This window comes from Kribbella rubisoli (assembly GCF_004217145.1).
GTDB lineage: Bacteria > Actinomycetota > Actinomycetes > Propionibacteriales > Kribbellaceae > Kribbella > Kribbella rubisoli.
The window spans coordinates 956818-969580 of record NZ_SHKR01000012.1 but is presented as its reverse complement, the minus strand read 5'-3'; the positions used below and the strand labels follow the sequence as shown (position 1 = coordinate 969580).

10 protein-coding genes are annotated in these 12763 nt (G+C 66.2%); 3 read left to right on the top strand and 7 right to left on the bottom strand.

Features of this window, described 5'->3' with window-relative positions; translation table 11 throughout:
- The first annotated feature begins 1 nt into the window (after position 1).
- The 3 genes from EV645_RS18880 (at position 2) to EV645_RS18870 (ending at position 2805) form a co-directional block, all read left to right on the top strand.
- Positions 2-844 carry a carbohydrate ABC transporter permease gene (locus EV645_RS18880; RefSeq protein ID WP_198681696.1) on the top strand — a complete coding sequence of 281 codons (843 nt, stop codon included), beginning with the start codon at positions 2-4 and terminating at the stop codon, positions 842-844.
- A gap of 17 nt (positions 845-861) precedes the next feature.
- On the top strand, positions 862-2025 hold the full coding sequence (locus EV645_RS18875) for an enolase C-terminal domain-like protein (protein ID WP_130445194.1): 1164 nt from the start codon (positions 862-864) through the stop codon (positions 2023-2025).
- Positions 2026-2124: 99 nt separating this feature from the next.
- Entirely contained in the window at positions 2125-2805 is a 681-nt protein-coding gene (locus tag EV645_RS18870) for a GntR family transcriptional regulator (RefSeq protein WP_130445193.1), read from the top strand.
- Positions 2806-2810: 5 nt separating this feature from the next.
- On the opposite strand, the gene EV645_RS18865 is transcribed toward EV645_RS18870, so the two are convergent.
- The 7 genes from EV645_RS18865 to EV645_RS18835 all read right to left on the bottom strand — a co-directional run bounded on the left by EV645_RS18865 (position 2811) and on the right by EV645_RS18835 (position 12646).
- Positions 2811-3785, bottom strand: a complete 975-nt coding sequence (locus EV645_RS18865; RefSeq protein WP_157997100.1) for a glycoside hydrolase family 43 protein — start codon at positions 3783-3785, stop codon at positions 2811-2813.
- Positions 3786-3796: 11 nt separating this feature from the next.
- Positions 3797-5074, bottom strand: a complete 1278-nt coding sequence (gene larA, locus EV645_RS18860) for a nickel-dependent lactate racemase (protein ID WP_198681695.1) — start codon at positions 5072-5074, stop codon at positions 3797-3799.
- A 7-nt stretch (positions 5075-5081) separates the two neighbouring features.
- On the bottom strand, positions 5082-6500 hold the full coding sequence (locus tag EV645_RS18855) for an alpha-L-fucosidase (protein ID WP_198681694.1): 1419 nt from the start codon (positions 6498-6500) through the stop codon (positions 5082-5084).
- Between the two features lie 66 nt (positions 6501-6566).
- Positions 6567-8216 carry a type 2 periplasmic-binding domain-containing protein gene (locus EV645_RS18850; RefSeq protein ID WP_242000503.1) on the bottom strand — a complete coding sequence of 550 codons (1650 nt, stop codon included), beginning with the start codon at positions 8214-8216 and terminating at the stop codon, positions 6567-6569.
- Between the two features lie 88 nt (positions 8217-8304).
- On the bottom strand, positions 8305-9255 hold the full coding sequence (locus tag EV645_RS18845) for a carbohydrate ABC transporter permease (RefSeq protein WP_130445189.1): 951 nt from the start codon (positions 9253-9255) through the stop codon (positions 8305-8307).
- Positions 9252-10244, bottom strand: a complete 993-nt coding sequence (locus EV645_RS18840; protein WP_130445188.1) for an ABC transporter permease — start codon at positions 10242-10244, stop codon at positions 9252-9254. The genes EV645_RS18845 and EV645_RS18840 overlap by 4 nt, the downstream gene beginning before the upstream one ends.
- Positions 10232-12646, bottom strand: coding sequence for a glycoside hydrolase family 95 protein (locus EV645_RS18835; protein ID WP_130445187.1), 2415 nt, complete (start codon positions 12644-12646; stop codon positions 10232-10234). The genes EV645_RS18840 and EV645_RS18835 overlap by 13 nt, the downstream gene beginning before the upstream one ends.
- Positions 12647-12763: the final 117 nt, after the last annotated feature.

Here is a 12763-nt window from a genome sequence, read left to right as displayed (position 1 = left end):
GATGAGGACAGGCATTCTGGAATGGATCACGCGTCGCGGCTGGCGACACCTGCTCTTGGTTGCTTTTGGCATCATCATGATCTACCCGCTGATCTGGATGCTGACGCGATCGTTCATGAACAACAGCGACATCTTCGGCGACGGGGCCGGCGGCGGCGGGTTGACGCTGGACAACTACCTGCACGGCTGGAACTCGCTCGGCATCTCGTTCGGGCGGTTCATGCTCAACTCGATGCTCGTCGCCATCGCCTGCATCGTCGGCAACCTTATCTCGTGCACACTCGCCGCGTACGCGTTCGCCCGGCTGCGCTTCGGCTTGCGGGGACCGATGTTCGCGACCATGCTGGCGACGATCATGCTGCCGTTCCACGTGACCGTCGTTCCGCAGTACGTGATCTTCTCGAGGCTCGGCCTGACCGACACCTACGTACCCCTGATCCTGCCGAAGTTCCTGGGGGTCGAGTCGTTCTTCATCTTCTTGATGGTGCAGTTCATGCGCACCCTGCCGACCACGCTGGACGACGCCGCGGCGATCGACGGCTGCGGGCCACTCCGTACGTTCTGGAGCGTCATCCTGCCGCTCTGCATGCCCGCGATCGGCGTCACCGCGGTGTTCACCTTCATCTGGACCTGGAACGACTTCTTCACCCCACTGCTCTACCTGAACCGGCCTGACCTCTACACGGTCCCCCTGGGGCTGAGCACCTTCTCCGACTCCGCGGGACTCAGCGACTACGGCGCGCTGTTCGCGATGTCCGTCGTCACGCTGATCCCTGTCTTCGCCGTGTTCTTGTTCGCCCAGAAGGCCCTGACCCAGGGCATCGCGACCACCGGCCTCAAATAGGTCCGGGCGGGAGGTTCATGTCCATCATCTCCGAAGTCGAGTTGATCGAGTTCGACCACACTGTGGTACGCCGTTTCGACCGCAAGGGCGAGCCGCTGAACGCCGCGACGCCGCCGAGCCGGACGACACGCCGGTTCGGGATCCGGATCCGCACCGACGACGGCGCGGAAGGCGGGTACGTCGTGATGTGGAGCGCGCCGCCGTACGCGATCGCCCAGGTCAAAGCGATGGCGGGAAGTCTCGTCGGTCGTGATCTGCACGACCGGGAGGCCATCTGGGACGATTTGAACGGCGGCTTCGCCAAGACCGACCGGATCGGCGCGGGCGCGATCGACATCGCGCTGTGGGACGCCGCCGGCAAGCTGGCCGGACTCGGGATATCCCAACTACTCGGCCGGTACCGGGACCGGCTGCCCGCTTACGTGAGCACGGTCGGGGGCGGGCACGGGCAGGGTTCCCTCGCTACTGCTGACAGCTACCGGGACTTCGCCGACGAATGCGCCCGCCGGGGCATCCCCGGCTTCAAGATCCACGGCCGGTCCGCCGGCACTGCCAAGGACGAGATCGAGATCTTCGGCGCCACCGCGGAAGGGTCGGCCGGGCGCAGCGACATCATGACAGACCCGGGCAAAAGCCTCCCCACCCTTGCGGAGGCGCTCAAGCTCGGCCGGTTCTGCGACGAGGTCGGCGCCTACTGGTGGGAGGATCCGATGCGCGGCGACGCCCCGCTGGCACACCGGATCTTGCGTGACCGCGTGCGTACGCCGCTGCTCATCACCGAATTCGTCCGCGGACTCGAGCTGCGAACCGCGCTCGCCCTCGACGGTGCGACGGACCTTCTCCGCGCGGATCCGGAGCTCGACCTCGGCATCACCGGGGTGATGAAGACCGCGCACGCAGCCGAGGCGCTCGGGCTGGACCTCGAAGTACACGCGGCCGGTCCGGCACAGCGGCACTGCATGGCGGCGATCCGGAACACGAACTACTACGAGCTCGGGCTCCTGGATCCCAGCACCGGTAACCCGTCGCTGCCGGAAGTCTTTGCCGACGACTACACCGAAGACCTGTCCGCGGTCGGCGAGGACGGTTGCGTCGGCGTACCGACCGGACCGGGCCTCGGCGTGACGTACGACTGGGACCGGATCGCCAAACTGAACGCGGATCGGACGACCTTCCAATGATCAGCACACCTGTCAGGCAGGTTGGCTAGCGATCAATTAGTATGCGCACAGGCCGACCGAGACCCGAGTCGGGTGCAGAACCTTAAGGAGGCGGTGGGAGTGAGCGTCGAACTCGAGAGCACTTCGCTGACCGACTCGCTGACCACAGCGCTACGCAAGCAGATCGTTGCCAGCGAGATCCCACCGGGCGAAAAGCTCTCGGAGATCTGGGTCGCGAACCGATTCACCGTCGCCCGCCCCACCGCCAAGGCTGCGCTGGACCGACTCACGAATGAAGGACTCCTGCGCCGCGGACCGCGCCGTACCGCCGTGGTGCCGCAACTGTCTGCCGACGATGTGAGTGACCTCTACTTCGCCAGGGAGCCGATCGAGTCCCGCGCCGTGATGACGCTCGCGAACCGCCGCGAGGTGCCCGGCGACGCAGATCGGTCGCTGGCGCTGATGCGGATGGCGGCCGAGCGCGACCAGCACGCCGAGCACACCGAGTCCGATATCGCCCTCCACCGCGCCTTGGTCGCCGCCACCGGCAGCAAGCGCCTACGCCGGATGCACGAGACCGTCATGGGCGAGACCCAGTTGTGCATCGCCCAGGTGCGAGCCCACGCCGGCCTCGACCTGATCGCTCTAACCGACCGCCACGCCGCCATCCTGGAGGCCATCCGCAGCGGCGACCCCGACCAGGCCGTTGCCGCGCTACTGACCGACCTCAACAACTGCCGCGACACCTTGCTCGCCGACCTCAAGGCCGCACAGGAGCAGGACAGCAAGCTCCACGCCTGACGGCCCTAGGCGTCTCTCCAGGCGGTCGCGAGTCGTTCGTACTCTTCGGCGGTGACCGGCAGTACGACGCCGTGGCAGGGGTCCTCGGGCAGGCGGTAGTTGTCGCAGGGGATCCAGGCGCCGCCGGCCAGGTCGGACGTCTCGAAGGGGACGTAGCGGCGTTCGCGGGTGAACTCGTCGATCCAGAGGTACCACTTGTCCGCGGTGTTCGACTTGTACACCAGCGGGCCTTCGCCCTGGACGACGGCGCCGAGGCCGATGCCTTCGGCCAGCGGCTTCCACTCGGCGCCGGTCAGCGAGGTCGAGGTCTCGGAGAAGATCGACTTGCCGTACGGCGCGGTACCGTCGCGGCCGCGCTCGTCCTTCAGGAAGCGGTAGTAGACCCCGTCGTGCTCGATCACGGTGGCGTCGATTGTCTGCCATCCCCGGTCGATCCAGACCTGCGGCTCCGAGAACTCGCGGAAGTCGCGGGTGGTCGCGCACATGATCCGGTTGTAGCTCTCACCGTCGTGGGCCGCATTGTCGTACAGCGTTGAGGACCAATGCACGAGGTAGACGCCCTGCTCGGGATCCCACACCGCCTCAGGCGCCCAGGTGTTACCAGCTGCGGGCGGTGCGATCTCGACCAGCCGGCCCTCGCCCCAGTTCACGAGATCCGTCGACTCCCAGATCATGATCGAGCGGCTGCCCCGCCGCTGGTGCCGGTCCCAGTCCAGGCTCGCGTACAGACGCAAGTCGGTCGCCACCAGGAAGAACCGGTCACCTTCCGGCGAACGGACGATGTGCGGGTCGCGTACACCGCATTCTCCCATGGCGGAGTACAGCACCGGCTTGCCGCTGTTGAGGTCGTGGAAGCGCAGCGGGTCGTTGCCGTCGCTCAAGGCGAAGTAGATCTGCTCACCGTCGACCGACTCGCGCTTGAAGTGCACATAGAGATAACCCGCGTACTCGGGCTGCGGTAGATGTCTGCTGGGTTCCATCGGCTGTCCGATCATCCGCCGGTCAAGTACGGGATTGTCTGTGGTCCTTCCGGCAGGATGCACAGGCGGGCGTCCGGGCCTGCTGCGGCGAGGGATTCCGCGACGGATGCTGTGACGTCGGCCGTTTGTTCCAGGTGCACCGCGTGCAGTTCGGAGTCGGTGAGGAAGCCGGTGTGCATGACGACCCGGCTCGTCGCCTGGATTCGGGCCTGGATCTGCACCTGCCATTGATCGGGCGTCGTCTCGGCGCTGCGCGCGATCTGATCGAGCAGCCCTTGGGGCGAGGCAGCCGAGACGAGGACCGAGCGGTAGTCCCCGTGATCCGGGAATCCGTCACGGCACTCGGCCGCGCAGATGATGGTGCCGCCCGGGCGCACGATCTGGTGTGCGGCCGACATTCCCTTGACGGATTGATACAGGTTCTGGTCGAGGGGAAAGCCCGAGTTGGTGGTGACGACGACGTCGAACGGCGCCTCGACCGGCTGCATGGCGATCCGCTTGGCCGTGGCACAGGCGGCGGCATGCATCGGCAGCAGGTCACCCCCGAACGCCGCGACAATGTCCTTGTCACGATTGAGTACGACGTCCAGCGCGAAGGTGACACCGGTGGCGTCGGCGATCGCGCGCACATCGTCGTGCACCGGGTTTCCGTCGATCACTCCCCACGTCGCCCTCGGGTCGCCGATCCGGGCGGCGTCGTGCAGCACGAGAACGGTGTCGAGACCCGCGAGACCCGGTGCGACGAGCTTGGGTCCGCCGGAGAATCCGGCAAAGAAGTGCGGCTCGACGAAGCCGGTGGTGATCTTGACGTCGGCATCCACCCACTGGCGGTTCAACCAGACCGGGACGCCGTCGCCGTGCACCCCCAGCCAGGCCAACTGGTCCCGATCGCGTCCGTCGTGATTGACGATCCGCACGGAGTCGACAACCTCGTCACCGAACATCTGGCGCAGTTCCGCGTCGCTGTTGCCGCGATGCGTACCGGTCGCGACGAGCACCACCACGTCGTCGAGGTCGATCACGCCGTCGAGCTCGGCCAGCACAGCAGGAATCATCAACTCCCGCGGCTGCGGCCGGGTCCCGTCACACGCGGAGATCGCCACGGTCTGGCCCCGCCGGACGCGCTCACGCAACGGCGGCCCGGCCACCGGCTCCCGCAGCGCGCGCCGCAGTACCGCGACCGGATCGCCTGCGGCCTCGTGATGCACCGGCTCCACCACGGTCGTACGCGCGGGATCCGCCTCGATGACCAGCCCGGACTCGCCGTACGCCAAACGCACCTTCATCATCCCGCCATCATGCCGTCCCCAGGTCGATGGCAAGACAGTTGGCTACGTCGAGCGGTGGGGCGTCAGGGAGGCGGACGACCAAGATGCCGTGGGCTTGTTCGAACGAGACGGGACCGTGGCCGAGGAGGCGGACGCCGCTGACAGTCTCGTGGTCGGCGAGGCTGCGGATGACGGCGCGCCGGTCGTCCGGCCACGCCAGCTGGAAGGCGTACAGGGTGTTGTCCCGGCGGGTGAAGCGGTAGTCGGAGCTCGTCCAGCCCACCCGGTCCTCGGTGAAGCCCTTGATGACAACGGCGGAAGGCCCTTCACCGAACACGCGGAACGGTCTTGTGCCGTAGATGCCTTCGCCGCAGACCTGGGTCCAGGCGCCGAGGTCCCTCAGGAGCTGCGTGCACTCGAGGTCGATCGTGCCGTCCGGCAGTTGCGGCACGTTGAGCAGCAGATTGCCGTTCTTCGAGACGATGTCGACGAGCAGTTCGATCACGTGGCCGGCGGTCTTGTAGACGTCGCGGACGTTGTAGAACCAGTCGCCGACCGAGGTGTCGGTCTGCCAGGGCGCCGGATTGATCTCCGGCGTCTGGCTGCGCTCGATGTCCATGATCCCGACGGCGCTGACCTCGGGGTTGCGGTCCTTCTGCTGGTACACCGCGCGGGGATTGGTGTTGTAGAGATGGGCGACCGCGCGGAGGCCAGGCGTGTAGTCCACCTCGCCGAACGGCAGCGGTCCGTCGGAGTACAGCACGTCAGGCTGGTACTTGTCGATCATCTCGGTGACCGCGTCGAGCCAGTGCCGGTGCCAGGCCGGTTCGGTGGCGTACCACGGATCCTGCACCACGACCTCCGGCCCGGTCAGGTAGGCGCTGTTGTCGAGATACAGCTCCCGGTACGCCGGATCGCCGCCGTCGTACTGCACACCGGCGTACGGCCCTTGCCTGTCGTGCCCCTTGGCCGCCGCGAACCAACTGAACGCCGCGCCGAGATGCTCAGTGAGCCCGAACGGCAGCTCCCGCTCGGCCGCGGCAGCCTTCCACAGGCCGACGATGTCCTTGCCGGGGCCGACCTTCACCGAGTTCCACGCGTGCAGGGCCGAGTCGTAGTTGAAGAAGTTGTCGTGGTGCACAGCCTGGGCCACGAAGTACCGGGCGCCGGCCGCGACGAACTGATCCATCAACGCACCGGCGTCGAACCGTTCCGCCTTCCAGCGCTCGGCGATGTCCTTGTAGCCGAACTCCGAGGGGTGGCCGTAGGTCCGCAGGTGGTACCGGTACTGGTCGCTGCCCTCGCGGTACATGTGGCGCGCGTACCAGTCGCCGTACCGCGGCACCGACTGCGGCCCCCAGTGCGACCAGATGCCGAGCTTCGCGTCCCGGAACCACTCCGGACACTCGAACGTGGACAGGGACTCGAACGTCGCGTCGAACGGCACTCTTTGCTCCTCGTCGCTGATACAGGGTGAGGGCCGGCCGGATCACTCCGGCCGGCCCGGGTCGGCCTACTTGTTGGGCACCTTGTCGTACGCGGTCTGCTGGATCTCCAGGTAGCGCTTCAGACCGAGACTGTCGAGCCCCTTGACGTAGCTGTCCCAGTCGGTGTCGATGCTCTTCGAGCCGGTGACGAACTGCAGGGAGTTCTGCTGGATGTAGTTCTCGAGGTTGGTCTGCAGAGTCGCGGTCTCGTTGGCGAGCGACGGGTCGATCCACACCTTCCAGAACGGGTAGATCTGCGCCTTGTCCTCGTGGCCGGCGTACAGCTTGGTGGCCTCGAACAGCTTGCGTTCGTAGCCCGCCTGCGAGTGGGTGTTGGTGTCGATAACCTCGGAGTTGCGGTACTTCGCGGTGTTGTTGTACTGGGCCAGCGCACCCCAGCCGCTGTTCCGCGGTTTCGCCCCGGGCTTCAGGGGAATCTGCTTGAAGCTCGGCTTCAGCGACTTGTCGAGCGCCACATCGCCGGGACCGGGCTTGGTCCAGGCCTTGCCCTCCATGCCGAACTGTCCATTGTTCTGTCCCTCATCGGTGAAGATGTAGTCGAGCATCTTGATCGCCTGGATCTGCTTCTCCGGTGTGGCCTTCGACGTCAGGACGAACGTGGCGCCGGGAATGCTCGGGAACACGTAGCTGGCGTAGTTCGCGCCATTCGGACCGGTCAGCGGCGGTACCGCGTCGTACTGCTGGTCCCGGCCGTCCGCCGAACCGACGGTGACGAAGATGCCCGAGTGCATGACGGTGCCCGCGCCGAGGATGACCGAGCCGCCGTGGTTGCCCTGCTGCTGCATCGCGTCCGGGTTCTGCGTGAAGGCGCCTTTGTCGATCAAGCCTTCTTTGTAGAGCGAGTTGATGTACCGCAGGCCTTCGCGCCAGCCGTCCTTGTTCGCCTGGACGTCGACCTTGCCGTTGTTGAGAACCAGTGTGGTGTTGTTGCCGCCGCTGTTGTTCTGCCCTTGCGGGTCGTAGATGAAGGCGTTCATGAAGTACGGGATGAGGTTGTCGCGGACGTTCGCGCTGATCGGGATCTCGTCGGCCTTGCCGTTGCCGTTCGGGTCCTGGGTCTTGAACGCCTGGAGCACCTTCCGCATGTCCTCGGTGGTCTTCGGCTGCTCGAGGCCCAGCTTCTTGAGCCACGCCGAGTTCATCCACAGCTTGTCCGGGTACGAACAGTGGAAGCAGTCGACCCACTGCGGGATGCCGTAGATCTTGCCGTCCGGCGCGGTCGCCATCGCCTTCCACTCCGGCGTGGAGTCCAGCGCCTTCTTGATGTTCGGCGCATACTGGTCGATCAGCTGGTTCAGCGGTACGACGACACCCTGATTTCCCAGCTTCAGCAGGTCCGCCGTCGTGAACTGGTCGACCCAGGGGATCAGCAGGTACAGATCGGGATAGTCGCCGCTGGCCAGCGAGATCTGCCGCTTCTCCTTGGCCGGCCCACCGTCGTACGTGGTCGTCTGCCACTTGATGGTGAGGTTGAACTTCTGCTGGATCAGCTTGGTGAAGTCGTTCGTGGCCAGGTTCGTGTCGGCCGCCTGCGGCGAGAAGACGTTCAGGGTGACGGCGGGGTTCCCGGTGATTGTCGGCAACGGCTTGCCCTGCTGGTCGTCCGAGCCGCTGCCACCGGAACACGCTGCAAGCGCGAGTGCCAGGAGACTCAAGCCGGCGACTGCGGCACGCCTCCGCTTCGTGAACTGTACAAACATTGGTCCCTCACAGGGTCGAGGTGATACAGAGTGCTGCGGAGGATCAGCCCTTCACGGCGCCGATCAGGATTCCCTTGGTGAAGTAGCGGGCGACGAACGGGTAGATGAGCAGCACCGGCACGCTCGCGACCACGATCAGCGAGTACTTGAGCAGGTCGGCGAGCTGCTGGCGCTGGATGACGACGGAAGCATCGACGGCCCCGCCGCCCGTTGTGTTGAGGATGAGGATGTTTCGCAGGACCAGTTGGAGCGGGAACAGGTCCGGGTTCTTGAGATAGATCAGCGCGTCGAAGTACGAGTTCCACTGCATGATCGCGTACATCAGCGCGACCACCGCGATCATTGGTTTGGCCAACGGGATCACCACCGACCAAAGGAACCGCAGGTCGCCGCAGCCGTCCAGCTCGGCGGCCTCGACCAGCTCGTCGGGGATCGCCGTCCGGAAGTACGTCCGGGCGATGATGACCTGCCAGACCCCGATCGCCTGCGGGATGATCAGCGCCCACCGAGTGTCCAGCAGACCGGTCGCCTGGACCACCAGGTACGTCGGAATGAGGCCGCCGGTGAACAGCATCGTGAACAGGATCGCCGTCATCACCACGTTGCGGCCGACCAGCGTACGGCGCGACATCGGATACGCGATCGCGATCGTCATCGTGACACTGACGATCGTTCCGACCACGGTGTAGAACAACGAGTTCAGATAGCCCTGGACGATCTGGGGGTTCTCGAAGACCGCGTGGTACCCGCGCAGCGAGAAGTCCACCGGCCAGAACAGCACCCGTCCGGCCGAGACCGCTTCCGGGCTGCTGAACGAGCTCGCCACGATGTACAGCAACGGCAGCAGGACGACCAGGAGGAACACGCCGAGCAGCAGGTACACACAGAACAGGAAGATCCGGTCCGTCCGCGGCTCGCGGATCCGCCGGGCGCGCTCGGCCCGGCGCTCGAGCCGCTTGTTCGGCGACGGCCGTGTTTCGGTTTGCACGCTCATGACCACAGTCCGTTCCCGGTGATCCGCTTGGCGATCGTGTTGACCATCAGCAGCAGGGCGAGGTTGATCACCGAGTTGAACAGCCCGACCGCGGTGGCGCCGCTGAAGTCCGCGTTCAGCAGACCCGTCTTGTACACATACGTCGCGATGATTTCCGACTGGCTGAGGTTCAGCGGGTTCTGCAGCAGGAAGGCCTTCTCGAACCCGATCGCCATGATGTTGCCGACGGCAAGAACCAGGATGATCACCGCGGTCGGCATGATCCCGGGCAGGTCCACGTGCCGGATCCGCTGCAGCCGGCTGGCGCCGTCGATCTTGGCCGACTCGTGCAGCGCCGGATCGATCCCGGACAGCGCGGCCAGGTAGATGACCGCGGAGTACCCGGTCGTCTGCCAGACGTCGGACCACACATAGATGTGGCGGAAGTAGTTCGGGTTCCCGAGGAAGTCGATCGCCGGCACACCGAAGAAGCCGAGTCCTTCGTTGACGATGCCGAGCCGCGGTGACAGCACCAGGATCGTCATCGACACGACGACCACGGTCGAGATGAAGTACGGCGCGTACGTCACCAGCTGCACGCTCCGCTTGAACAAGCCGTTGCGGACCTCGTTCACCGCCAGCGCCAGAATGATCGCGATCGGGAAGCTCGCCGCCACGGTGTACACCGACAACACGAAGGTGTTCTTCACCAGGGTCCAGAACACCGGGTTGTGGAAGAACAGGTCGAAGTTCTGCCAGCCGACCCACGGGCTGCCCCAGATGCCCTTGGTGACGTTGAAGCTCTTGAACGCCAGCACTGCGTTCGACATCGGGATGTACTTGAAGACCACGAACCAGATCAGCGGCACGACCATCAACAGGTACAGCGTCCAGTGCCGCCGGAAACTGCGGCGCAGCCCCTTGATCCCGGGGCGCTCGCGCTTGCGTCGTCGCTTGGACCGGCCCGGTAGCTCACCGGCCGGTGGCCGGACGGTTGTCAGCGTTGCCATGAGACCTCCTCGTCCTGGCCGGCGGTGAGGGCCGAGCTCACGCGCTGACCGAGTCCGGCCGTCAACCTCACGAGCACCCGATCGTCGCCGTGGCGGACGACCCGCTCGGTGTCCCGATCGGCGGTGAGGACTGCTTCGATGCCCTGCGGCGTCCATGCGATGTCGACGGTGATGCCATTGCGCGCCCTGAGACCGGTCACTCGCCCACTCGGCCATTCGGCCGGCAGCGCGGGGAGGAGTTCGATCTCGCCGGTGTGACTCTGCAGGAGCATCTCGGCGATCCCGGCCGTCGCACCGAAGTTGCCGTCGATCTGGAACGGCGGATGCGCGCAGAACAGGTTCGGGTAGACGCCTGCCCCGCTGCCGGGTCGGCCCCTGGCGGAATCGTCCGCAGGACTGAGGAAAGCCTGGATCAGCCGGTGGGCGGCTGCGGCGTCGCGCAGGCGGGCCCGTAGGCAGATCTTCCATGCCAGCGACCATCCGGTCGCCTCGTCACCGCGCAGGTCGAGCGTCCGCAAGGCCGCCGCGGCGAGGCTGGGAGTGCTGTCCGGCGTGATCGCATCGCCAGGATGTACGCCGACCAGATGCGACATGTGCCGGTGATGCGGGTCTTCCTCCGGCAGGTCGGCCGCCCACTCCTGCAACTGACCCTGTGCGCCGATCGACGGATCGGGCAGTCGCTTCCGTGCCATGGACAGCTCGCCGACGAGCGGGTCGACGACGTCCAGCACCTCCGCCGCCTGCTCGACCCTACGGAAGAGATCCGAGATCAGCGCGATGTCCATCGTCGACGACTCGGTGACGGACGCCGGTTGCCCGTCGGCCGCGATGTAGTCGTTCTCGGGCGACGTCGACGGCGCCGTACCCAGGCTGCCGTCCGGCATCTCCACCAACCAGTCGAGGCAGAACTCCGCCGCGCCGCGCAACACCCGCCAGGATCGGCCGAGGAACTCGGCATCACCGGTGAACTCGTAGTGGTCCCACAGATGCCGGACCAGCCATGCTCCCGCCATCGGCCAGTTCGACCACCGCGGATCGCCCTCGACCGGATTCGTCCAGCACCAGGCGTCGGCATTGTGGTGCGCGGTCCAGCCGCCGCATCCGTACCGCTCACGAGCCGTCCGGCGGCCCGCCTCGGCAAGTTGCTCGATATACCCGAGCAGCGGCTCGTGGCACTCGGACAAGTTGGTGGTCTCGGCCGGCCAGTAGTTCATCTCGGTATTGATGTTGATGGTGAAGTTCGAGCTCCACGGCGGCCGCAGGATGTCGTTCCAGATCCCCTGCAGGTTGGTCGGCAGTCCTCCCGGTCGCGAGCTCGCGATCATCAGGTACCGGCCGTAGTTGAAGATCAGCGCGGCCAGTGCCGGATCGTCGCCGTCCGCCGACCGAACCACCCGGACGTCGGTCGGCAACTCGGAGCGCTCCGCCGAGCAGGACAGCTCGAGGGACGCGCGCCGGAACAGCCGCCGGTGATCTACCTGATGATCGGCCAGCAGATCGCCGTACTCGCGTTCGAGCGCAGCCCGCACAGTACGGTCGGCGGCAGCCAAGCACTCGGCGCCGGTCCGGGTCGGAGCGGTGAACGGACCGTCGTATCCCGTGGCGGTCGCAAGGACTAGGGTGACCTCCGTCGCGCCGTCGACCACCAGCCCGGACTCTCCCGCCCGGATCTCGCCATCGGTGCGGGCTCGCAACGCGATGGCCGCCTCCATGCCGCGATCATCGCCGTCGGAGTACCTGATCGGTTCCGGCACGTCGCGATGCGGCGGGGCGACCTCAGCCGGAGCCTGCAGAGTCAGGCCCAACCCATCCTCGATTGCCTGCGACCGCGATGGCAACTGCGACGTCAACCGGCAGGTCAGCGCCAGCACCGGCTCGGATGCGGTCAATCGCTGGACCAGTACGCCGTCCGGTGCGCTGACGAAGACCTCCTGCCGCACCGCCACTCCACCGATCTCGTACGCCGTCGTGGCCACCGCACTGTCGAGATCGAGCTCGCGACGGTACTGCGTTACCTCGCCGGCCGTCGGCGTACTACCCGCGACGCGAATCTCCAGCAGGAGATCGCCCGCCGGCAGGTACGCCTGGCAATAACCGGAATGAAAGCCGCCGGCCAGCTCGTGTGCGCGCCGGACGTCACCCGCCCGGAGCGCGTCGCGCACAGCCTGGACCGCGTCCGCACCGGTCGCGCCGAGCGGGGTCGACAACAATCGTGCGGTCTCCGGACCTCCCGACCACAGGGTCTCGTCGTTCAGCCCGATCCGGTCATTGCCGATGCCACCGTGGCACATCGCGCCGATCCGGCCGTTGCCGAGTGGCAGCGCCTCCAGCCACGAGGCCGCAGGCCGGTCGTAGTACAGCCGCTGCGGCCCGAAGCGGTCCGAGCTCACCAGGTTGCTCATGCCACGCGTCCTCCGTCGAGAGGGCCAGGTATTAATCCTATGAATTTCCGGGATCGTAGCGCTGGGGATCGTCCTGGTCCATACTGAACGGCATCAAAGGTGGAGAAAGATCCCACC

Excerpts from the sequence above, each read along its gene's own strand:
- EV645_RS18835 (WP_130445187.1), bottom strand. The coding sequence starts at position 12,646 with ATGAGCAACCTGGTGAGCTCGGACCGCTTCGGGCCGCAGCGGCTGTAC.
- larA (WP_198681695.1), bottom strand. The coding sequence starts at position 5,074 with ATGATGAAGGTGCGTTTGGCGTACGGCGAGTCCGGGCTGGTCATCGAG.
- EV645_RS18845 (WP_130445189.1), bottom strand. The coding sequence starts at position 9,255 with ATGAGCGTGCAAACCGAAACACGGCCGTCGCCGAACAAGCGGCTCGAG.
- EV645_RS18865 (WP_157997100.1), bottom strand. The coding sequence starts at position 3,785 with ATGGAACCCAGCAGACATCTACCGCAGCCCGAGTACGCGGGTTATCTC.
- EV645_RS18840 (WP_130445188.1), bottom strand. The coding sequence starts at position 10,244 with ATGGCAACGCTGACAACCGTCCGGCCACCGGCCGGTGAGCTACCGGGC.
- EV645_RS18875 (WP_130445194.1), top strand. The coding sequence starts at position 862 with ATGTCCATCATCTCCGAAGTCGAGTTGATCGAGTTCGACCACACTGTG.
- EV645_RS18880 (WP_198681696.1), top strand. The coding sequence starts at position 2 with ATGAGGACAGGCATTCTGGAATGGATCACGCGTCGCGGCTGGCGACAC.